Origin of the sequence: Dorea hominis, assembly GCF_014287705.1 — a bacterium.
Taxonomy (GTDB): domain Bacteria; phylum Bacillota; class Clostridia; order Lachnospirales; family Lachnospiraceae; genus Dorea_D; species Dorea_D hominis.
This window is the reverse complement of sequence record NZ_JACOOY010000013.1, coordinates 36,827-58,224: the sequence shown is the minus strand read 5'-3', so window position 1 is coordinate 58,224 and position 21,398 is coordinate 36,827. Positions and strand designations below refer to the sequence as shown.

Sequence of the window (21,398 nt, the reverse complement as noted above, 5' to 3'; positions counted from 1 at the left end):
AGGCTGAAACGAAGGAGAATACTACATGTTACAAATCCAACATATATGCAAGGAATACCGGACAGCGAATCTCGTCCAGAAAGCACTGGATGATGTGAGTCTGAATCTCAGGGATAATGAATTTGTTGCAATTCTTGGACCGAGCGGTTCTGGTAAGACAACGCTTCTGAACATTATCGGCGGGCTGGACCGCTACGACAGCGGTGATCTGGTGATTAATGGAATATCGACGAAAAAATACAAGGACAGAGACTGGGATTCATATCGGAACCATACGATTGGATTTGTGTTTCAAAGTTATAATCTGATTCCACATCAGACGGTACTGTCAAATGTGGAACTTGCACTGACGATTTCAGGAATCGGCAAGGAAGAACGGAGAAAACGTGCGATAGAAGCACTGGAGCAGGTAGGACTCGGAGAACAGTTACATAAGAAGCCGAACCAGATGTCCGGGGGACAGATGCAGCGTGTCGCGATCGCGAGAGCGCTTGTCAATGATCCGGATATTTTATTGGCAGATGAGCCGACCGGTGCGCTGGACAGCGAGACAAGCGTACAGGTTATGGATCTTCTGCGTGAAGTGGCAAAAGACCGCCTGGTTGTAATGGTTACGCACAATCCGGAGCTTGCGCAGGAGTACGCAACGAGGATTGTGAAGTTAAAAGATGGAAAGATCCGCTCGGATTCCGATCCATATATTCCGAAGCAGGATGAAGAGAAAGTTCCGGTTCATCAGAACATGGGCAAATCTTCTATGTCATTTTTAACGGCGCTTGCACTTAGCTTTAATAACCTGAAGACGAAGAAGGCGCGAACACTTCTGACTGCATTTGCAGGTTCCATCGGAATCATCGGAATTGCACTCATTTTGGCACTTTCGACCGGAGTGAATGATTATATCCAGTCGGTGGAAGAAGATACGCTTTCTGAATATCCGCTGCAGATCCAGAGCACCGGATTTGACATTTCTTCAATGATCGTCGGAATGGGTGGTAATGACAGTGATTCAGACAGCGCAAAAGATAAAAAAAGTACAACGAATACAAAAAACAAAGCAGATCAGCAGGTGAAAATTTTCAAAAATGTGACGGAAATGTTCAGCAAGATGAATTCCAATGACCTCAAGTCTTTGAAGAAGTATCTGGACAGTGATCAGTCGGATGTTCGAAAATATACGAAATCTATCGAATATTCCTATAATATAACACCACAGATCTACAGAGATACTGGCAAGAAGATCCGTAAAGTGAATCCGGATCAGTCATTTGCGGCAATGGGACTTGGCTCCTCCGTTGGAACGAACAGTATGATGTCCAGTATGATGAGCACCAATGTATTTTACCGGATGCCGGATAACCCGGATTTGTATAAGGGGCAGTATAACATTAAGGCAGGACGCTGGCCGCAGGATTATAACGAGTGCGTTCTTGTGCTGACACCGGATGGAAGTATGAGTGATTTTCTTCTGTATACACTGGGACTTCGTAATATCAAAGAGCTGGATGATATGGTTCAGAACTTTATCGACGAGAAGAATATAAAGATGCCGGGAGATATTGGAAAATATACTTACCGTGATATTATGAATGCGAAGTTCAAGCTGGTAAACGCTTCGGATTATTATCAGTATGACAGCAAATATAAGGTCTGGAAGGATAAGTCCGGTAATCAGAGTTATCTGAAGAAACTGATGAAAAATGCGGAAGATATAAAGATTGTCGGTGTTGTACAGCCGAAAAAGGGCGGAAAAGCTGCATCACTGACACCGGGAATTAACTATCCGGCTTCGCTTGTACAGCATACGGTACAGGAAGCAAAGAACAGTAAGATCGTAAGAGAACAGTTGAAAAATAAGAAAAAAGACATTTTCACCGGAGAAAAGTTCGGAAAGCCTGATAAGAAAAAAGGCATGGATATGAATTCTATGTTTGCGGTTGATCAGGATGCGTTAAAAAATGCTTTCGGTATGGATACAAGTGCATTTTCAGGCAGTATGAAGAATGCATTTTTCGGGGATTCCCTAAATATGCAGAAATTATTTGAAAGTGCCGGAAAGTCTATGGATCTGTCGAAAATGATCGATTTAGACAAAATTGCAATGAACCTTGAAGATATGCCGGATCTGCAGCTGGATGATATGGTGAAGAATCTGCAGGTCGCAGTAAAACCGGGTGGTATGGAGAAGTTATCGGCAAGTCTGATGCTTGGCTATAACGAGTATGTGAAGACACATCCGGAAGCGGATTATTCGAGTCTGGACAGTGCGTTTGCGGCATATCTGAAGACGGACAGTGCGCAGACAATCCTTAAGACGAATATGAAAGCTATTTTGAAAAAGCAGGGAAAAGTAACGCTTACGACCGAACGTATGCAGGAGCTTGTCACAGATGTGATGAAAGGCTTCCAGCAGTATGAGAAGGCAAACAACCTGACGGATCCTGATAAATTCAGTGAATATTTGCAGGCATATCTGAAAACAGACGGTGCAGTGAGTATCATGAATACGTGGGCGGACAAAGTATTTGCGGATATGGATATCCAGATTACGGATGCAGAGATGGATAGTCTGTCTTCACAGTTGTCAGCAGGATATCTGGTGTATGCGAAGAAAAATAACAAGCCTGATCCGACGAAGATGGGGCAGTATTTTCTGGATTATATCAGCACGCCGGATGGTCAGAAATACCTGGCAGCAGGACTTACGCAGGCAATCGACATGGATAAACTGGAAAAACAGATTTCCAAATCTATGGGAACTTATATGAAAGGGGCGATGGGAACATACAGCAAAGCATTGTCGAAAACATTGCAGAAACAGATGACTTCTGCGATGAAGCAGATCACCAGTCAGATGACAAAAGGTATGCAGACAGCAATGACACAGGCAATGTCAAATATCGGTACGCAGCTTCAGGATGCCATGAAGATCGATCCTTCAGCATTTGCCAAAGCATTTAATATGAATATGAGCCAGGATGATCTGATGGAACTGTTTATGTCAATGAGTGGTCAGGAAAAGGCAACTTACGAAGGAAATCTGCAGAAACTTGGTTATGCTGATTTTGCGAAGCCGAGTACGATTTCCCTGTATCCGAAAAATTTTGACGCAAAAGCAAAGGTTGTCGATATTCTGGATAATTATAATAAAAAGATGGAAAAAGCCGGAAAAGATGAACAGGTAATCACCTATACGGATATTGTGGGTACAATGATGAATTCGGTAACAGATATTATTAATATCATCAGTTATGTACTGATCGCATTTGTGGCAATTTCGTTGATCGTATCTTCGATCATGATCGGTGTTATTACTTATATCAGTGTACTGGAACGTAAGAAAGAGATCGGAATCCTGCGTGCGATCGGAGCATCCAAAGGAAATGTTTCACAGGTGTTTAATGCCGAGACATTTATCATTGGTCTCTGTGCAGGGCTTATGGGAATTGGACTGACGCTTCTGATTCTTGTTCCTGCAAACATGTTGATCCATACACTGACAAATAATACCAATATAAATGCAGTCCTTCCGGCTGTGCCGGCGCTTGTGCTGATCGTGCTGAGTGTCATTCTGACACTTCTTGGCGGACTGATCCCGTCCAGAAAAGCAGCAAAGAGTGATCCGGTGACAGCACTCCGGACGGAATAAAAGTATTTGAGAAAAGTGGTTAAAAGCGATTTTGTGGCAACGCTTTGGACAGAAAAATGGTTAAGAGCGATTTTGTGGCAACGCTTTAGACAGAGTAAGAGTATAAGTAGAATGAGAGTGCAGGAAAATAAAAACAAGAAGGTGAACAGACAATGAAGAAAGAGCTGGAATATTTCGCTATTGAGGGGGCATTTGGCGGAAATCAGGACTGGTTCAGTAATGTAGTTATGAATATGGGTGGCTGCGCTGCGGCAACGGCGTGCGACAGCTGTATCTATTTTGCAAAATATATGGGAATGCGTGCATTGTATCCCTACGATATCAACAATCTGACAAAAGAAGATTACAAGCGGTTCAGCCAGGTGATGAAGCCTTACATCCGTCCAAGAGTGGGCGGTGTCCGCAAATTATCCTGGTATATGGATGGGTTCAGCAAATATATAGCGGCTGTGCAGGCGAAGCTGGATATAGAAGAAGCCGGATTTTTAAATATACGTATGCAGGAAATATCCGGTGATGTAGAATATGCAGAGGCATACCGGCGGATCAAGAGCCAGATCGATGCAGGACTTCCGGTTCCGTATCTGATGTTGAAACATAAGAATACCGAAGAATTTAAGGAGTTCACATGGCACTGGTTCCTGGTTGTCGGTTATGAAGAGAAGGATGAAGATATGCTCATCCGTATTGCGACATATGGCGAGGAAATTTGGCTGTCGCTCCGGAAAATGTGGGCCACCGGCTATGAGGAAAAAGGCGGGATAGTGTTGTATACGATTTAATTTTTAATTTGGGACGGGGATTTTCTAGAAAATCCCCGTCCCAAATTAAAATTCCCCTGTCCCTTTTTAGAAAATCCCTGTCCCCTCTTTACGAAAAACTGTTTTTCAGTTACAATAATAACCGAGTATGTAAAATTACAGGAAAAAGTGAGGATATAAAAAATGGCAAATCCAGTAGTTACAATTGAAATGGAAAATGGAGATATTATGAAAGCGGAGCTGTATCCTGAGATTGCACCGAATACAGTAAATAATTTCGTTTCTCTCGTTAATAAAGGATTCTACAACGGACTGATTTTTCATCGTGTGATCAGTGGATTCATGATCCAGGGCGGATGTCCGGATGGAACAGGAATGGGTGGTCCGGGATATACGATCCGTGGCGAATTCATGCAGAATGGTTATGCGAACAGCCTTGCGCACACAGAAGGTGTACTGTCTATGGCAAGAGCCATGCACCCGGATTCAGCAGGATCCCAGTTTTTCATCATGCACAAGAACTCCCCACATCTGGACGGCGCTTATGCTGCATTTGGTAAGATCATCGAAGGTATGGATGTGGTAAATAAGATTGCTGCAACCGATACAGATTACAGTGACAGACCGTTAGAAGAACAGAAGATGAAGAGTGTAACGGTTGAGACATTCGGAGAGACTTATCCTGAGCCGGAAAAAGTTTCATAATAAGATGAAAGAAACAAAGAAGACCGTGTGCTGCACCTTACCGGGTGCAGCCTGATATTTTATGGCTGGAGGCATATAACAGATGGATATGGTTCAGACAGATAATCTGATATTTGAATATGAGAAGCGGGATGAAGAAGGTAACGTGACCGGAACGTACCGCGCAATTGACGGGGTGAATATAAACGCCAGAGAAGGGCAGTTTATTGCCATTCTGGGACATAACGGTTCCGGAAAATCAACGCTGGCAAAGCATATGAATGCAATATTAGTTCCAACCGGCGGCACGATGTGGGTGAGCGGCTGGAATACAAAAGAACCGGAGCATCTGTGGGATGTCAGACAGTCGGCGGGAATGGTATTTCAGAATCCGGACAATCAGATCATCGGAACAGTTGTGGAAGAAGATGTAGGATTCGGTCCGGAGAACCTTGGAGTTCCAACAGATGAGATCTGGACACGTGTGGAAGAAAGTCTGAAAGCAGTCGGCATGCTGGAATACAGACACCATTCGCCAAACAAGCTGTCCGGCGGACAGAAGCAGCGTGTGGCAATTGCGGGCGTAGTGGCGATGGAGCCGAAGTGTATCGTGCTTGATGAGCCTACCGCGATGCTGGATCCGGTCGGAAGAAAAGAAGTTCTGAAAACAGTTCAGAAGTTAAGAAAAGAGAAACATGTGACGGTGATCCTGATCACGCACTATATGGAAGAAGTCATCGATGCGGATCAGATCTATGTTATGGATCATGGTCATGTAGTTATGCAAGGAACACCGAAGAAGATATTTTCGCAGGTAGATAAATTAAAAGAGTACCGCCTGGATGTACCGCAGGTGACACTCCTTGCAGATACACTTCGTAAACAGGGAGTGGATATTCCGGAAGGAATTCTGCGAAAGGAAGAGTTGGTGGAAGCATTATGTCGATTAAATTAGAACATTTGAATTATGTATACAGTGCAGGAACCGCCTACGAAAAACAGGCATTGAAGGATGTATGTCTGGAAATTCCGCACGGAGAATTTGTAGGGATCATCGGCCATACAGGATCGGGCAAATCCACGCTGATTCAGCATCTGAATGGACTGGTAAAGGCGACATCCGGTGCACTTTATTATGATGGCAAGAATATTTACGAACCGGGATATAATATGCGTGAACTGAGAAATCAGGTCGGACTTGTATTTCAGTATCCGGAGCATCAGCTTTTTGAAGTGGATGTTATGAGTGATGTCTGCTTTGGGCCGAAGAATCAGGGACTGAATCCGGATCAGTGTATGGAATGTGCGCTGGAGGCATTGAAACTTGTTGGATTAAAAGAAAAATATTACAATTCTTCGCCTTTCGAACTCTCGGGTGGGCAGAAAAGACGTGTAGCGATTGCAGGTGTGCTTGCCATGCATCCGAAGGTACTTGTACTGGATGAACCGACAGCGGGACTGGATCCGAAAGGACGTGATGACATTCTGGATCAGATCGCTTATCTGCATACGCAGAGAGATATGACAGTTATTCTGGTGTCCCACAGTATGGAGGATATTGCCAGATATGCTGATCGCATTATCGTTATGAATAAAGGCGAAGTGATGTACAATGACTGCCCGCGCAAGGTATTTGAACATTATCGGGAGTTGGAGCAGGTAGGGCTTGCAGCACCGCAGGTAACTTATATTATGCATGATCTGAAAGAACAGGGATTTGCAGTGGAACCAAATGTAACAACCGTGGAAGAAGCGGCTGCGCAGATTAAGAAGGCACTGGAGAAGAGAAAATGATTCGAGATATTACAATAGGACAATATTATCCGGCAAAAAGTGTGGTCCACAGACTGGATCCGAGAGTAAAACTGATATGTACACTGCTGTATCTGATCTCGCTTTTCTTATTCAGCAGTATTCCGGGATATCTTGTGGCAACGGTATTTCTGATCTGTGTGATCCACATTTCCAAAGTTCCTTTTTCTTATATTGTAAAAGGACTGAAGCCGGTGATCATGCTGCTTATGATCACAGTATTATTTAACCTGTTTCTGACAAGACAGGGAGACGTGCTGTTTCATGCATGGATCTTTACAATCACAGAAGGTGGTCTTCGTACTGCGGTATATATGGCAATCCGGCTTGTTTATCTGATTATTGGTTCTTCGCTGATGACATTTACGACAACACCGAATGAGCTGACAGATGGGATCGAAGCGGTGCTTCATCCACTGAATAAGATTCATGTGCCGGTACATGAGATTGCAATGATGATGTCAATCGCACTCCGGTTTATTCCGATTTTGCTGGAAGAGACAGATAAGATCATGAAAGCACAGCTTGCAAGAGGTGCGGATTTCGAGAGTGGTAATATACTGCAGAGAGCGAAAAGCATGGTACCGATCCTGGTACCGTTGTTTGTATCGGCATTCCGCCGTGCAAATGACCTTGCGATGGCGATGGAAGCCAGGTGCTACAGGGGCGGCGATGGGCGCACGAAGATGAAGCCACTTCGCTATAAGAGCAGAGATTATGCGGCTTATATCATTGTGATTGCATATGTGGTCGCAGTGGTCGCAATCGGTCGTGGTGTGCAGTTGCATATCTGGGTATTTTAAATAAGCGGTGATGGCATCAACAGAAGAATCAATGTGAAATGATGGCAGTATTTTTTAAGTTCCAGGAGAACATAAATGAGCAGAAGAGTGAAATTAACGGTTGCCTATGACGGTACGGATTACTGCGGATGGCAGATTCAGCCGAATGGAATCACCGTAGAAGAAGTATTAAATAAAAAAATCAGTAAGCTGACGGGAGAGGATATCCGGATCATCGGAGCAAGCCGTACAGATTCCGGTGTGCATGCACTGGGAAATGTTGCCGTTTTTGATACGGAGTCTTCCATTCCGCCGGAGCGCATGGCTTATGCATTGAATCAGAAACTGCCGGATGATATTGTCATCCGGCAGTCTTATCAGGTACCGGATGACTGGCACCCGCGTTATCAGGATCATGTAGTTAAAACATATGAATATCACATTTGTAATGCGCCGGTGCCAAATCCGCTGAAACGAAGATACAGTACACATGTTTCGTTCCCGATGGATGTAGAAGCGATGAAAAAAGGTGCAGCGTATCTGATCGGGGAGCATGATTTTGTGAGTTTCTGCAATATTAAGACAAACGTGGAAGACACAGTGCGTACGGTTTATGCGCTGGATATCATGCAGGAAGGGGAAGACATTACCCTTCGAATCACGGGAAATGGATTTCTCTATAATATGGTCCGTATCATTGCCGGGACGCTGATACGTGTCGGTAGGGGATTTTACGAACCGGAACGGGTAAAAGAGATTCTGGATGAGAAAGTCCGTACAGCAGCAGGCGTTACAGCACCGCCGAACGGACTTGTACTTGTGGAAATCGGCTATGATGATTCGGAAAATGGTGGATATTCCGAAGAAGAACGAAGATAAATGTGGAAAAGTCAGCAAAAAGAGCAGGAGATTAAGATGTATTACGTAGGAATTGATATTGGTTCAACCGCTTCTAAAGTAGTTGTGCGCGGAGAAAAAGAATTACATTTCGTTTTGCCAACAGGATGGAGCAGCAAGGAGACCTGTCAGATTATTAAAGAAAAATTAGAGACAGAAAATATAGATGTTCTGTCGGACGAGACAAAAGTAGTGGCAACCGGATATGGACGTGTTGCGGTTGAGTTCGCAGATTTTGTTATCACAGAGATTACCTGTCATGCAAGAGGGGGACGCGAAATGGCGGGTGACAACTGCACGATCATTGACGTAGGCGGTCAGGATACAAAAGTAATTCTTGTGGAACATGGAATGGTACGGGATTTTCTGATGAACGATAAATGTTCAGCGGGAACGGGAAAATTTCTGGAAGTTATGGCAAACCGTCTCGGCGTGACGCTTCAGGAACTGTTTGAACTGGCAGCGGAAGGGGAAGTGCTTCCAATCAGTTCTCTGTGTACGGTATTTGCAGAGTCAGAAGTCATTAATTATATTGGAGAAGGAAAGAAAAGAGAAGACATTGCAGCGGGCGTTGTAGATTCAGTGGCAGCCAAAGTTGCCCAACTCAGCCAGAGAAAAACACTTTCCGATAAGGTGATCCTGACAGGCGGTTTAAGTGACAGTGTCTATTTTACAGATATTTTGTCAAAGAAGTTAGGATGTGTGGTTGAGACAACGAAAAATGGAAGATACGCAGGTGCTTTGGGGGCAGCACTGCTTGCGAAAGAGAAGAAAAAACGTTAAAACAGGAGGAATAACAAGAAAATTCACAAAAAATCTAAAAAAAGTCTTTTTATTTTTTCTGTAAATATGGTATTATAGATAACACTAATCTATTGGGAGGTTAAGTATATGGAAAATCTTTTTGTGATTGTTCCGGTATTCGGAGTTGTCGCATTGCTTTTTGCCGCATATCTTGCAGCAAAAGTAAGCAGACAGAGTGCCGGTAACGAAAGGATGAGAGAGATCGCAGGAGCGATCAGTGAAGGAGCCCAGGCCTTCCTCACAGCAGAATACAAGATCCTTGTCGTATTCGTGCTGATTTTATTCATCTTGATCGGAGTCGGGATCAAGAGTTGGGTAACTGCTGTATGTTTTGTTGTGGGAGCATTATTCTCCACACTGGCTGGTTACTGTGGTATGACTGTAGCAACGAAGGCAAATGTCAGAACAGCGAATGCTGCAAAAGAGTCCGGTATGAACCGTGCACTCTCCATCGCATTTTCAGGTGGTGCTGTAATGGGGATGTGTGTAGCAGGACTTGGTGTTCTCGGAGTAAGCGCAATCTATGTGATCACGAAGAACGTAGAAGTCCTTTCCGGATTCAGTTTAGGTGCTTCTTCTATTGCATTATTTGCCCGTGTTGGTGGTGGTATTTATACAAAAGCTGCTGACGTTGGAGCGGATCTTGTTGGTAAGGTAGAAGCAGGAATCCCGGAAGATGATCCGCGTAACCCGGCCGTAATCGCTGATAACGTAGGAGATAACGTAGGTGATGTTGCCGGTATGGGAGCGGACCTTTTCGAGTCTTATGTTGGTGCGCTGATTTCTGCGCTGACACTCGGAGTTGTGTATTTCCAGGTATCCGGAGCACTGTTCCCGCTTCTGATCTCAGGTTTGGGACTGATTTCATCTATACTTGGAACATTCTTTGTTAAGGGTGATGAGAACTCCAATCCACACAAAGCACTGAAGATGGGATCTTATGTATCCAGTATTCTGGTATTGATCGTTGCGTTTTTTGCAAGCAAATACTGCTTTGGCAATTTTAACGCAGCAATCTCTGTAACAGCAGGACTGATCGTTGGTCTTCTGATCGGTATCATCACAGAAGTTTATACTTCAGGTGACTACAAATCTGTAAAAGAGATCGCAGAACAGTCTGAGACAGGATCTGCAACAACGATCATCAGTGGTATTGCTGTTGGTATGAAGTCTACAGCTATTCCGATCCTACTGATCTGCGTAGGTATTTTTGTGGCTTATACAGTCAGTGGACTTTACGGAATCGCTCTGGCGGCAGTCGGTATGCTGTCTACAACTGCAATTACAGTTGCTGTAGACGCATATGGACCGATCGCAGACAATGCCGGTGGTATCGCTGAAATGTCAGGTCTTGATCCAAGTGTTCGTAAGATCACGGACAAGCTGGATGCTGTTGGTAACACAACTGCAGCTATGGGTAAAGGATTTGCCATCGGTTCTGCAGCGCTTACAGCACTTGCTTTATTTGTATCTTATGCAGAAGCAGTTCAGTTAAAGAACATTGACATTCTGGACAGCCGTGTAATCATTGGATTATTTATCGGTGGTATGCTTCCGTTCCTGTTCTCTGCTATGACAATGTCTTCTGTATCGAAGGCTGCATATCAGATGATCGAGGAAGTAAGACGTCAGTTCAAAGAGATGCCTGGCATTATGGAAGGAAAAGAGAAGCCGGATTACAAGTCCTGTGTAGCGATTTCCACAACAGCAGCACTTCACGAGATGCTGGTTCCTGGTGTGATGGCAGTACTGTCACCGCTTGCAGTTGGTCTGTTACTTGGACCATCCGCACTTGGCGGACTTCTGGCAGGAGCACTTGTAACAGGTGTTATGATGGCAATTTTCATGTCTAATGCAGGTGGTGCATGGGACAATGCGAAGAAGTACATCGAAGATGGCAATCATGGTGGAAAAGGAAGTGAGGCTCACAAAGCAGCCGTTGTCGGAGATACCGTTGGTGATCCGTTTAAAGATACTTCCGGACCGTCTATTAACATTCTGATTAAGTTAATGACGATCGTATCACTTGTATTTGCACCATTATTCCTGTCTGTAGGCGGAATCCTGTAAGGTGATCCACAAGATAATCAAACAAAACTAATAAGATAAGTGATCGGGCAGAGTCTGTCACACTGGGCAGTGAAATAAGGCTTTGTTCGTTAAAATTAAAAATTTCATATGGTATAACAAAAGAAGCAGTATTTTCAGGGGGATAAAAATACTGCTTCTTTTTCACGTACTGACAATTTTATAGAAAATTCATATTCTTTTTTTCTCATGAAGCCGGGAAAGGTCTAGAAGACAGGGCAAGTTTGTGGTAAGATAAGAAACGGAGATTAAACGCAACTAATATGCAAATGTATAAAGAAAAGAGGTAACTATATAATGACAAAAGTAGATATTATTTCCGGATTCCTCGGAGCCGGAAAGACAACATTTATTAAACAACTGGTACAGGATGTATTCGCAGGAGAGAAACTGGTTCTGATTGAGAATGAATTTGGTGAGATTGGAATTGACGGTGGTTTCTTAAAAGATGCAGGAATTGAGATTACAGAGATGAACTCTGGATGCATCTGCTGTACACTGGTTGGAGATTTTAGCAAGGCGCTCGTGAAAGTTCTGGACGAGTACAAACCGGACCGTGTAATCATCGAGCCTTCAGGAGTTGGAAAATTATCCGATGTAGCAAGAGCAATCGAAGACGTGAAGAAAGATGCAGATATCGAGATCGAAGGAAGAATTACGATCGTTGATGGTAAGAAAGCTAAGATGTATCTGAAGAATTTTGGTGAGTTCTTTAAGGATCAGGTAGAGCATGCTTCTACAATCGTTGTCAGCCGTACACAGATGATGACAGATGAGAAAGTAGAAGATTGTGTAAAGATGCTGCGTGAAGAGAATGAGAAGGCAGCAATTATTTCCACACCGTGGGATCAGCTTGGAAAAGAAGCAATCCAGCATGCACTTCATGCAGGAGCAGAGATCGAAGGGCTGTTCGAGGATAAAGAAGGTCACGGACATCATGAGCATCACCATGATCACGATCACGACCATGAGGAGCACGGCTGCTGCGGACATCATGAACATCATCATGATCACGAAGATCACGACCATGAGGAGCACGGCTGCTGTGGACATCATGAGCATCACCATGATCACGATCATGACCATGAGGAGCACGGCTGCTGTGGACATCATGAGCATCACCACGATCACGACCATGAGTGTGGATGTGGCTGCGGACATGACCACGATCACCATCATCACCATCATGCAGATGATGTGTTTACAAGCTGGGGCAAGGAGACTGCTCACAAGTATACAGAAGAAGAGCTGGATTTGATCCTGAAAGCATTATCCGAGACAGATGGTTATGGAACAATCCTTCGTTCCAAAGGAATTATCGCTATGGAAGACGGAACATGGAGACAGTTTGACCTTGTGCCGGAAGAGTACGAGACTCGTGAGTGCCAGGCAGATTATACAGGACGTATCTGTGTCATTGGTACAGATTTGAAAGAAGAAGACCTGATGAAGTTATTCCATTTATAAAATATCATTTTTAATGATGGAGTTTTAAATCAGGATATAGAAGGAGAAACAAATGGGAACAACACCGATTTTTATTTGTACCGGATTTCTGGACAGTGGTAAGACAACACTGATCAAAGATACTTTGATGACACAGGACTGGATTGAACCGGGACTTACACTTCTGATCGTATGTGAGGAAGGTGAGAAAGAGTTTTCACCGGAATATTTGAAGATGAAGAATATGGTAATGCTGCAGGTAGAAGAGGAAGAGCAGCTGAATCCTACATTTTTCAAAAATTGTTTGAAGAATTACCAGCCGACACAGGTTGTGATTGAGTTCAATGGTATGTGGAAGTTGGAAAAACTGATTAAGATGCGTTACCCACGTGGATGGGAGATTCAGGGAATCTACTCTACTGTGGACGGAACAACACTGGATATGTATCTGACAAATATGCGTAATATGCTGATGGAGCAGCTGACAGAATCTTCACTGATCATTGTTAACCGCTGTGACCGCAACATGAGCCGTGCCGGATTCCGCCGTGCCTTGAAGGTACAGAATCCGATGGCACAGCTGATTTTTGAAGATCTGGAAGGCAAGATCATTGAACCGTCAGAGGACGATCTTCCATATGATGTAAAGGGAGACAAGATTGTGATTGAGGATATGGATTTCGGTGTATGGTATGTAGATGCATATGATCATCCGGAATTGTATCTGCACAAGGAAGTTGAATTTACAGCGCAGGTACTTATCCCGAGAGGAATGGGAGATGACATGTTTGTGCCGGTGCGTAAGATTATGACCTGTTGTGCAAATGATGTCCGTTATTACGGATATCCGTGCAAGATCACAGATGGAACAAAGGTTAAGAAGAATCAGTGGGTACATGTGCGGGCAAGATTTGAGTATGAAGCAGTCATGTATCCGGACCGTAAGCAGCCGGTACTTTATCTGGAAGAACTGACAGAGGCGGAGAAACCGAAAGATGATGTAGTATTTTTGGGATAATGTAATTACAGACAGATCTGTCTTTTCAGGCAGATCTGTTATTATATAATAAGCCTCTGGCGAGTTGCACACTCGCATGAGAGGTAGAGTGTTGCATATAACCGCGCTCCTGGCACGAGAATATGCAAGGCACATTAAAAAAAGGAGAGAAAAGGTATGGCGAGAGGAGAAGGCGCCTGTCTGGTGTGCGGGAAATCGTTAGTATACACAGAGAAGGCAGAAAAGTTAGAATGTCAGATGTGCCATCAGATATTTGAAAGTTATGCGTGCTGTGAAGATGGACATTATGTATGTGATATCTGTCATGAGAAAAAAGGCGTAGAAGTGATCATGGAAGAAACGGGCAAAACGACTTCGGTGAATCCGATTGAGATTATGCAGGAGATTATGGAGAATCCATACATTTACATGCATGGACCGGAACATCATATTCTTGTCGGAGCAGCACTTCTGGCGGCATATAAGAATGCAGGCGGAAAAGTGGATTCTTTTGAAGATGCACTGGAAGAAATGCGGCATCGTGGCAGTGAATATCCGGGTGGTGCCTGTGGAATGTGGGGCTGCTGTGGAGCTGCAGTGAGTACGGGCATTTTCATGAGCATTATTTTAAAGGCTACACCGCTTACCGGAAAATCCTGGGGAAGAGCAAACCGCATGACTGCCAGAGCATTAGAGGCAATCGGTGAGGCGGGAGGTCCAAGATGCTGTAAACGGGATTCCTTCAAGGCTGTGACAGAAGCAGTGAATTTTGTGGAGAAGGAGTTGGGTGTGAAGATGGAACTGCCAGAGAAGATATGTTGTACATTTTCAGATGAAAATGCACAATGCCTGAAAGCACGGTGCCCGTATTATAAGAATTATGAGAGTACGAAATACGGAGCAATTCGTAAGGTCTCTTCTGATCCTGCATTATTACAATAAGGCGTGACTGGGAACGGTCATATTATTTTGGGAATATTGCCGGGACATTTCAGACAATAAAAGCCTTGACAAATATCTGCAAATAAGTTAGTCTTTAAACGATATGAGAATATTTACAAAGGCGAAGAAGAGAAGAAGTAACAGTCTTGACACCTGTACAGAGAGTTGCCGGCTGGTGAGAGGCGCACAAAGGACATGGTTGTGAATACATCCCGGAGCCGCGCACCGAAGAAGCGCATGTATGGTTTCATAAGATACCTGCATAGAAGCGTTTTGTAGGCTGCGACGTGTGGCATACGTTATGTGCACAGGTTTGTGAACACGCAGACCTTCTGAGGCTGATAAGCGTAAGCATATCGGTGAATATAAGGTGGTAACACGATAATCTCGTCCTTATCTGATTGTTTGATCAGGTAAGGACTTTTTGTTATGGTGACAACGTAAAACTTAAGATAAGAAAAAGGAGAGGACAGGAAAATGGGAATTTATGAAGAGTTAAAAGCCCGCGGACTGATCGCGCAGGTAACAGACGAAGAACGGATCAGAGATTTGGTAAATAATGGAAAAGCAACATTTTATATTGGATTTGATCCGACAGCAGACAGCCTTCATGTCGGACATTTCATGGCATTGTGCCTGATGAAACGTCTTCAGGAAGCAGGAAATAAACCGATCGCTCTGATCGGTGGAGGAACAGCGATGATCGGAGACCCATCCGGTCGTACAGATATGCGTCAGATGATGACACCGGAGACAATCCAGCATAACTGTGACTGCTTTAAAAAGCAGATGAGCCGTTTTATTGATTTCTCAGATGGAAAAGCATTGATGGTAAATAATGCAGACTGGCTGATGGATCTGAACTACATTGAAGTACTTCGTGAAGTAGGTGCTCATTTCAGCGTAAACCGTATGCTGACTGCTGAATGTTACAAACAGAGAATGGAGAAAGGATTAAGTTTCCTTGAGTTTAACTACATGATCATGCAGGCATATGATTTCTATGAGTTATTCCAGAAATATGGATGTAATCTGGAATTTGGTGGAGATGATCAGTGGAGCAACATGCTTGCAGGTACAGAACTGATTCGCCGTAAACTTGGGAAAGACGCAAGTGCGATGACGATTACACTGCTTCTGAACTCAGAAGGCAAGAAGATGGGTAAAACACAGAGTGGTGCCGTATGGCTTGATCCGGAGAAGACTTCTCCATTTGATTTCTATCAGTACTGGAGAAATGTTGCGGATGCAGACGTTCTGAAATGTATCCGTATGCTGACATTCCTTCCGCTGGAAGAGATTGACAAGATGGACAGCTGGGAAGGCGCACAGTTAAATACAGCAAAAGAGATTCTTGCTTATGAACTGACAAAACTTGTCCATGGTGAAGAAGAGGCTGTGAAAGCACAGGAAGCTGCAAGAGCACTGTTCAGCAAAGGTGCTGCCGCTGATATGCCGACAGCAGAACTTACGGCTGATGACATGACAGATGGTGAGATTGACATTATGACAATGCTTGTAAAAGCCGGACTGGTTCCATCCAAATCAGAAGCACGCCGTGCAGTACAGCAGGGCGGAGTTGCTGTTGATGGTGAAAAAGTTACAGATATCCATGCAGTGTTTAAGGCAGAAGATATGAGCGGAGAAGGTCTTGTACTGAAAAAAGGAAAGAAGAATTTCCGTAAAGTGATTATGAAATAATCCGGAATTATAAATGCAAAGTATAAAGAACAGTATATGAAAAAATAAAAAATCAGAAAGCAGGCGTAGAAAATGGCATTTAAAGAGATTTCTATTGATACATTAAAAATCAATCCATTTCACAAGATTTCCAAAGAATGGATGCTGATCACGGCAGGTGATGAGAAGAAGAGCAATACGATGACAGCCAGCTGGGGCGGAGTCGGAATCATGTGGGGCAAGAATGTGGCAACTGCTTACATCCGTCCGCAGAGATATACGAAAGAATTTGTAGATAATTCAGAGTATTTTACACTTTCTTTCCTGCCGGAAGAGAAAAGGGAAGCGCTGAATGTGTGTGGAAGAGTCTCCGGACGAGATGTGGAAGATAAGTGGGCAGAAGCCGGACTTCATCCATATTATGTGGATGGAACAACAGCAGTTGAGGAAGCAGATCTGGTATTTGTGTGCAGAAAGCTTTATGCGCAGGATATGTTGCCAGAATGTTTCACAGATGAAGAATGTGATACAAGATGGTATCCGCAGAAAGATTATCACACCATGTATATGGCAGAGATCGTGAAGGTATTAGAGAAACAATAACGTGATATCAAGATAAAAAGTGGCTGGAACGCTGATGATATGTCAGCATTCCAACCGCTTTTTTCTTAGCATCCGCAGTCGTCATTACCTTCTTCAAAAGAGTATTTGTAATCAAATTCGGTAGTGCCATAGTTTTTTAGATAATGTCCGTCATATTCTGCATATGGATATATAAAATAGTGTAGGGTTCCATTGTCGTTAAGGATTCCGTAATTTTTTACAGAGCCATCTGGGTTAAGTACTGCATCGGCTGCAGTTTTTTCGTCCTGTTTTGGAGAAAGTGTGATATCTCCGCCGGCACTTAGCATCATCCAGTAATCATCGGCTGAACCCCAGTATTCGTCTTTTAAGGATTTCCAGATTTGGGCTTTCTCTGCTGATACATTTTTTCCACGATAATCATCTTCGTGTCCCATGATATCCGGGAGTTTCAGCAATGCACTTACATCAGCTTCTGCCCATCCATATCCTGGCAGATAATATTGTGGCTTGCATTTCTGAACATAAGGAGTATTAGGATTATCGATCATGGCATTCAGCTTTAATCCGTAAACACTTCTTGCAGGGATGCCTTCCGCTCTGCAGAGTGCGACGAATACAGCATTTACGTCAGTACATTTTCCGATACCATTATCGGTATTTTTAAGAATATACTGTACATCTCCTGAACCGATTGCCGGAGTGCTATTGTCACGTCTTAGATTTTCGCAGACCCAGTCATAAATGGCATATGCTTTCTTATAAACAGTAGTAGCATGTGCGTCTTTGACGATTTTGTCAGCTGTTTCTTTTACAATTCCGCTGGTCAGAGATCCGCTTCGCTTGGTTTCTTTCAGATATGGCGCCATTTTTTCTTTATCAACAGTACCTTTTTCTAATGCCTGCATGTTGGCAGGGCGGATGATTTCTCTTCGGACTACATTGAAGGAGAAATCAACTGTACGATCTTTCGGGTCTGTATTCTCATCCCATTTAACGTATAAGGCTTTGTTACCGGCAGAGTCTGTCGTAATCTTTAATTCTGTGGCGTGTTTTGCTGTGTATTTGATACTGGAAGGAGAAACAGTCTGTGAACCATTTGCGTCTGTTTCAGGCACTGGAATCCAAAGGCATGCCACTTTTCCCTTTGGGAATTTCTCTTCAGTGGAAAGGCTTGCGGTCAGTTTGACAGTGCCACGAAGTGTTTTTAAAACAGTAATCTTGATAGTTGCTTTTCGTGCATTGTTTTTTGTCGAAGTCGCTGTGATTGTAACTGTACCATCTTTGACTCCTGAGATCAGTCCGCTTCGGGATACAGTAGCTACCTTTTCATTGCTGGATGAATAGGTCACAGCCTTACTTGCGGTAGAAGGTGATACGGATTTTACATATACAGAACAGTGGTCACCTACACCAATAGAATTCTGGGTAGCTGCAAGTGTGATCTTCGTTGGAACGTTGCTTGAAACTGTTTTTTTCTTAACGGTAATTTTAACTTTTTTTATTTTTTTTCCGTATTTTGCTTTGATATAAGATGTTCCGTTCCTTAATCCTTTAATAGTGATTTTTTTCGCATATTTTGATTTGGAAACAATTTTTACATATTTCTTTCCTTTGTATACAGACCAGCGAACTTTCTTGTTGGCCTTAAGGGTGGTTGCCTTTCCGACATAAATCGTTTTCTTAGTCGGTGACACCTTGAGGCGGCTTGTGGCTGCGGATGTTTCTGATCCGGCCGCAAATACCGAGCCTAATAAAAATCCAGCTGCTATCAGAAGCGTCAGAAGCCGTTTCTTTAAAGAAATAGAATGTTGCATTTCATAACCTCTCTCTCTTCATTGTTGAAAAAACGGGGAGCTGTCTATCAACTCCCCGTTGTGATTACCTGGAACCATTCAAATCCATGAGCTCCTTATTATTGTGCCGGCTGTGCAGTTTCAACTTTCTCGATAGAATATCCTGCATCAACCCATGCACTGATTCCACCGCCGTAACGATATACATTTGTGTATCCCTGTTTTACAAGGTAAGCTGCAGCAACGTGAGAACGAGCACATCCGATATGACCACAGTATACTACGATCTTGTAGCTTTTATCTTTGACAGTAGTTTTCTTTGTAGATTTCTTTACAACTTTTTTGTAATAATATGTAACTGTCTTTTTGCCTTTTTTTACTTTTTTTGCTTTTCTGTCAGCTTTTTTCAGTTTGCTGTAAGTTTTCTTAGAAACTTTAGACCATGTAGTTTTTGAAGTTGTCTTTGAGACTGTCTTGTTTGGAAGAAGCTTCTCAACCTGGCTGGTCAGATCAGCTTTCTGTTCCGGTGTGTACTCAGCTTCTTTCATTGGAGCAACTGAGTTGATAGCACCAGGAACATGCTGCTTGTCGTAAGATGCAGCAGCCGGCATTGTGTCTACAATGATCATCTTGTCTTTCTTTGAAACCCAACTGTGCAGAGTATCTGTGTCAACAAGTTTGTACTTACCAGCCTGTGTTTCGTTCATGAACTGGTATGTAACTTTTTCAACCTGGGTTTCCTTGATTCCACTGTTGTCAAATGTGGCAGCAGATACCGGAAGTAATGAGCTGAAGCACAGGGCACCAGCTAATGCAATAGATGTGATAATGTTTCTTTTTTTCATTTTTACATGCCTCCTCTTTGTTTATGAAAAAATTATCTAATTGCATTGTAGCAACAATAAATTGCAATTACAAGGAAAATGTAAATTTTTTTGTTAAAAATTTTACGTTTTGGCATATCTTGATGCTTTGAATTGTGCAATTTGATTATTATGGCATTATCTTAAATACTGCACGCTGTATGGGGGCAGCTCAAGTTGTCCCTGCATGGTAACGGTTTCGCCGGTGATCAGATCCGTCATTTGACCGCTCAGGTCACCGTGATAAGCGGTGTAGGGATAGTCAGCAGCGTTAATGGCAACGAGAACACGTGTGTTCTCCGTGCAGCGTTCAAAGATTAGCTGATGATTCTGAATCACAACATTTCTGTAAGAGCCGTTGCAGAGTGCATCGCTGTGCTCACGAATCTGAATTAATTTTTTGATAAATGAGGTCAGGTCATTCGGTTTTGGCGCATCGAAGCAAGGACGCAGTGCGTAATCATTATCCGGAGCTTTCTCTCCCGGTTCAGCCCATTCGCTTCCATAATAAAGACACGGTACACCTGGCATGCCGAGAAGTAGTCCATAAGCAAGTGGAATATGAGCTTTGTTTGTCAGGATGCTGGCAAGTCTTGTGACGTCGTGGTTATCTGCAAATGTCATCAAATGTTTCCCACGGTAAATGCACCATGGATCAGCCCCGAACTGGCGGTGCAGAGAATGGGCAATCTCGAACAGATTCATGGAATTGAAGCTGGAGTACAAGCCCTTGTAACATTCATAATTTGTGCAGCTGTGAAGCATTTCATCATTGACGATAATATTATAATCACCAAAAAGAACTTCACCAATCAGTGCGAAATCAGGCTTTAATTCCTGGGTATAACTACGGAGTCTGCGCATGAAATTGTGATCCAGACTGTAAGCGACATCCAGCCGGAGCCCGTCGATGTCAAAAGTATTGATCCAGAATTTTACACATTCCAGAAGATAATCGACGACTGCCGGGTTTTGCAGATTTAATTTTACCAATTCAAAATGACCTTCCCAGCCCTCGTACCAGAAACCGTCATCATAGCAGCTGTTTCCGTCAAAGCTGATATGGAACCAGTCCTTGTAAGGAGAATCCCATTTCTTCTCTTGTACATCTTTGAACGCCCAGAAACCACGACCGACATGGTTGAAAACACCGTCGAGAACGATTTTCACACCATTTTCATGGAGCGATTTACATACTTCAGCGAAATCTTCATTTGTGCCGAGACGGCAGTCAATCTTCTTAAAATCTCTCGTGTCATATCCGTGATTGTCGGATTCAAAAATCGGGTTTAATAATATAGAAGTAATCCCGAGGTCACCGAGATAACCTGCCCAGTCTTTTAATTTCAGAATTCTGGAAACGGTCACGCCGTCATTGTGCACAGGTGCACCGCAGAATCCAATCGGATAGATTTGATAAAAAACGCCTTCATAAGCCCACATAGTAATTAAGTCCTCCTTGTTGATGATAATTGTATTTAGAAAGATGCCATATGAATTGTTCCGTACTTCGTGTTCCTGCAATTCACCCCAATATCCGCGTATCATGAAGCTTACGCTCCACTTTTATGCTCATATCGGGCGGGTCACTAAGCCATAAACCCACTTATGTGCA

Annotated in this window: 17 protein-coding genes; 14 read left to right on the top strand and 3 right to left on the bottom strand. The window is 43.4% G+C overall.

The window, feature by feature from the left end:
* The first annotated feature begins 25 nt into the window (after window positions 1-25).
* The 14 genes from H8S07_RS10450 (at window position 26) to H8S07_RS10385 (ending at window position 17,145) form a co-directional block, all read left to right on the top strand.
* On the top strand, window positions 26-3,649 hold the full coding sequence (locus H8S07_RS10450; RefSeq protein ID WP_186855970.1) for an ABC transporter ATP-binding protein/permease: 3,624 nt from the start codon (window positions 26-28) through the stop codon (window positions 3,647-3,649).
* Window positions 3,650-3,801: 152 nt separating this feature from the next.
* Complete coding sequence (locus H8S07_RS10445; RefSeq protein ID WP_186855969.1) at window positions 3,802-4,431, top strand: cysteine peptidase family C39 domain-containing protein; 630 nt, start codon at window positions 3,802-3,804, stop codon at window positions 4,429-4,431.
* A gap of 162 nt (window positions 4,432-4,593) precedes the next feature.
* Window positions 4,594-5,115: a peptidylprolyl isomerase gene (locus tag H8S07_RS10440; RefSeq protein ID WP_117536826.1), complete on the top strand. Its 522-nt coding sequence runs from the start codon at window positions 4,594-4,596 to the stop codon at window positions 5,113-5,115.
* 82 nt (window positions 5,116-5,197) lie between these two features.
* Window positions 5,198-6,049: an energy-coupling factor transporter ATPase gene (locus tag H8S07_RS10435; RefSeq protein WP_021860104.1), complete on the top strand. Its 852-nt coding sequence runs from the start codon at window positions 5,198-5,200 to the stop codon at window positions 6,047-6,049.
* Complete coding sequence (locus H8S07_RS10430; RefSeq protein WP_021860105.1) at window positions 6,034-6,888, top strand: energy-coupling factor transporter ATPase; 855 nt, start codon at window positions 6,034-6,036, stop codon at window positions 6,886-6,888. The genes H8S07_RS10435 and H8S07_RS10430 overlap by 16 nt, the downstream gene beginning before the upstream one ends.
* The gene (locus tag H8S07_RS10425) at window positions 6,885-7,709 is read left to right on the top strand and encodes an energy-coupling factor transporter transmembrane component T family protein (RefSeq protein WP_117536825.1); all 825 of its coding nucleotides are present in this window, start codon (window positions 6,885-6,887) and stop codon (window positions 7,707-7,709) included. Before H8S07_RS10430 ends, H8S07_RS10425 begins: the two co-directional genes overlap by 4 nt.
* A 75-nt stretch (window positions 7,710-7,784) precedes the next feature.
* Window positions 7,785-8,567 carry a tRNA pseudouridine(38-40) synthase TruA gene (truA, locus tag H8S07_RS10420; protein ID WP_186855968.1) on the top strand — a complete coding sequence of 261 codons (783 nt, stop codon included), beginning with the start codon at window positions 7,785-7,787 and terminating at the stop codon, window positions 8,565-8,567.
* A gap of 36 nt (window positions 8,568-8,603) precedes the next feature.
* A complete protein-coding gene (locus H8S07_RS10415) occupies window positions 8,604-9,368 on the top strand; it encodes an acyl-CoA dehydratase activase (protein ID WP_118659673.1) in 765 nt (254 codons plus the stop codon).
* A 108-nt stretch (window positions 9,369-9,476) separates the two neighbouring features.
* Window positions 9,477-11,459, top strand: a complete 1,983-nt coding sequence (locus H8S07_RS10410) for a sodium-translocating pyrophosphatase (protein ID WP_118288179.1) — start codon at window positions 9,477-9,479, stop codon at window positions 11,457-11,459.
* A 315-nt stretch (window positions 11,460-11,774) separates the two neighbouring features.
* Window positions 11,775-12,944 carry a CobW family GTP-binding protein gene (locus H8S07_RS10405; protein WP_186855967.1) on the top strand — a complete coding sequence of 390 codons (1,170 nt, stop codon included), beginning with the start codon at window positions 11,775-11,777 and terminating at the stop codon, window positions 12,942-12,944.
* Window positions 12,945-12,996: 52 nt separating this feature from the next.
* Complete coding sequence (locus H8S07_RS10400) at window positions 12,997-13,941, top strand: TIGR03943 family putative permease subunit (RefSeq protein ID WP_021860111.1); 945 nt, start codon at window positions 12,997-12,999, stop codon at window positions 13,939-13,941.
* Window positions 13,942-14,097: 156 nt separating this feature from the next.
* Window positions 14,098-14,862 (top strand): DUF5714 domain-containing protein, encoded by a 765-nt coding sequence (locus tag H8S07_RS10395; protein WP_243176013.1) that lies wholly within the window; start codon window positions 14,098-14,100, stop codon window positions 14,860-14,862.
* Window positions 14,863-15,339: 477 nt separating this feature from the next.
* Complete coding sequence (gene tyrS / locus H8S07_RS10390) at window positions 15,340-16,563, top strand: tyrosine--tRNA ligase (protein WP_186855966.1); 1,224 nt, start codon at window positions 15,340-15,342, stop codon at window positions 16,561-16,563.
* 72 nt (window positions 16,564-16,635) lie between these two features.
* Window positions 16,636-17,145 carry a flavin reductase family protein gene (locus H8S07_RS10385; protein ID WP_118519493.1) on the top strand — a complete coding sequence of 170 codons (510 nt, stop codon included), beginning with the start codon at window positions 16,636-16,638 and terminating at the stop codon, window positions 17,143-17,145.
* Window positions 17,146-17,210: 65 nt separating this feature from the next.
* Here H8S07_RS10385 and H8S07_RS10380 read toward each other — a convergent pair whose 3' ends face one another.
* The 3 genes from H8S07_RS10380 to H8S07_RS10370 form a co-directional block, all read right to left on the bottom strand.
* Window positions 17,211-18,941, bottom strand: coding sequence for a transglutaminase domain-containing protein (locus tag H8S07_RS10380; RefSeq protein WP_186855965.1), 1,731 nt, complete (start codon window positions 18,939-18,941; stop codon window positions 17,211-17,213).
* Window positions 18,942-19,039: 98 nt separating this feature from the next.
* Window positions 19,040-19,765: a rhodanese-like domain-containing protein gene (locus tag H8S07_RS10375; RefSeq protein WP_021860116.1), complete on the bottom strand. Its 726-nt coding sequence runs from the start codon at window positions 19,763-19,765 to the stop codon at window positions 19,040-19,042.
* A gap of 156 nt (window positions 19,766-19,921) precedes the next feature.
* Complete coding sequence (locus H8S07_RS10370) at window positions 19,922-21,226, bottom strand: alpha-amylase family glycosyl hydrolase (RefSeq protein ID WP_117536818.1); 1,305 nt, start codon at window positions 21,224-21,226, stop codon at window positions 19,922-19,924.
* Window positions 21,227-21,398 lie beyond the last annotated feature (172 nt).

Coding starts and splice junctions, on each gene's coding strand:
- H8S07_RS10450 (WP_186855970.1), top strand. CDS start 26: ATGTTACAAATCCAACATATATGCAAGGAATACCGGACAGCGAATCTC.
- H8S07_RS10445 (WP_186855969.1), top strand. CDS start 3,802: ATGAAGAAAGAGCTGGAATATTTCGCTATTGAGGGGGCATTTGGCGGA.
- H8S07_RS10440 (WP_117536826.1), top strand. CDS start 4,594: ATGGCAAATCCAGTAGTTACAATTGAAATGGAAAATGGAGATATTATG.
- H8S07_RS10435 (WP_021860104.1), top strand. CDS start 5,198: ATGGATATGGTTCAGACAGATAATCTGATATTTGAATATGAGAAGCGG.
- H8S07_RS10430 (WP_021860105.1), top strand. CDS start 6,034: ATGTCGATTAAATTAGAACATTTGAATTATGTATACAGTGCAGGAACC.
- H8S07_RS10425 (WP_117536825.1), top strand. CDS start 6,885: ATGATTCGAGATATTACAATAGGACAATATTATCCGGCAAAAAGTGTG.
- truA (WP_186855968.1), top strand. CDS start 7,785: ATGAGCAGAAGAGTGAAATTAACGGTTGCCTATGACGGTACGGATTAC.
- H8S07_RS10415 (WP_118659673.1), top strand. CDS start 8,604: ATGTATTACGTAGGAATTGATATTGGTTCAACCGCTTCTAAAGTAGTT.
- H8S07_RS10410 (WP_118288179.1), top strand. CDS start 9,477: ATGGAAAATCTTTTTGTGATTGTTCCGGTATTCGGAGTTGTCGCATTG.
- H8S07_RS10405 (WP_186855967.1), top strand. CDS start 11,775: ATGACAAAAGTAGATATTATTTCCGGATTCCTCGGAGCCGGAAAGACA.
- H8S07_RS10400 (WP_021860111.1), top strand. CDS start 12,997: ATGGGAACAACACCGATTTTTATTTGTACCGGATTTCTGGACAGTGGT.
- H8S07_RS10395 (WP_243176013.1), top strand. CDS start 14,098: ATGGCGAGAGGAGAAGGCGCCTGTCTGGTGTGCGGGAAATCGTTAGTA.
- tyrS (WP_186855966.1), top strand. CDS start 15,340: ATGGGAATTTATGAAGAGTTAAAAGCCCGCGGACTGATCGCGCAGGTA.
- H8S07_RS10385 (WP_118519493.1), top strand. CDS start 16,636: ATGGCATTTAAAGAGATTTCTATTGATACATTAAAAATCAATCCATTT.
- H8S07_RS10380 (WP_186855965.1), bottom strand. CDS start 18,941: ATGCAACATTCTATTTCTTTAAAGAAACGGCTTCTGACGCTTCTGATA.
- H8S07_RS10375 (WP_021860116.1), bottom strand. CDS start 19,765: ATGAAAAAAAGAAACATTATCACATCTATTGCATTAGCTGGTGCCCTG.
- H8S07_RS10370 (WP_117536818.1), bottom strand. CDS start 21,226: ATGTGGGCTTATGAAGGCGTTTTTTATCAAATCTATCCGATTGGATTC.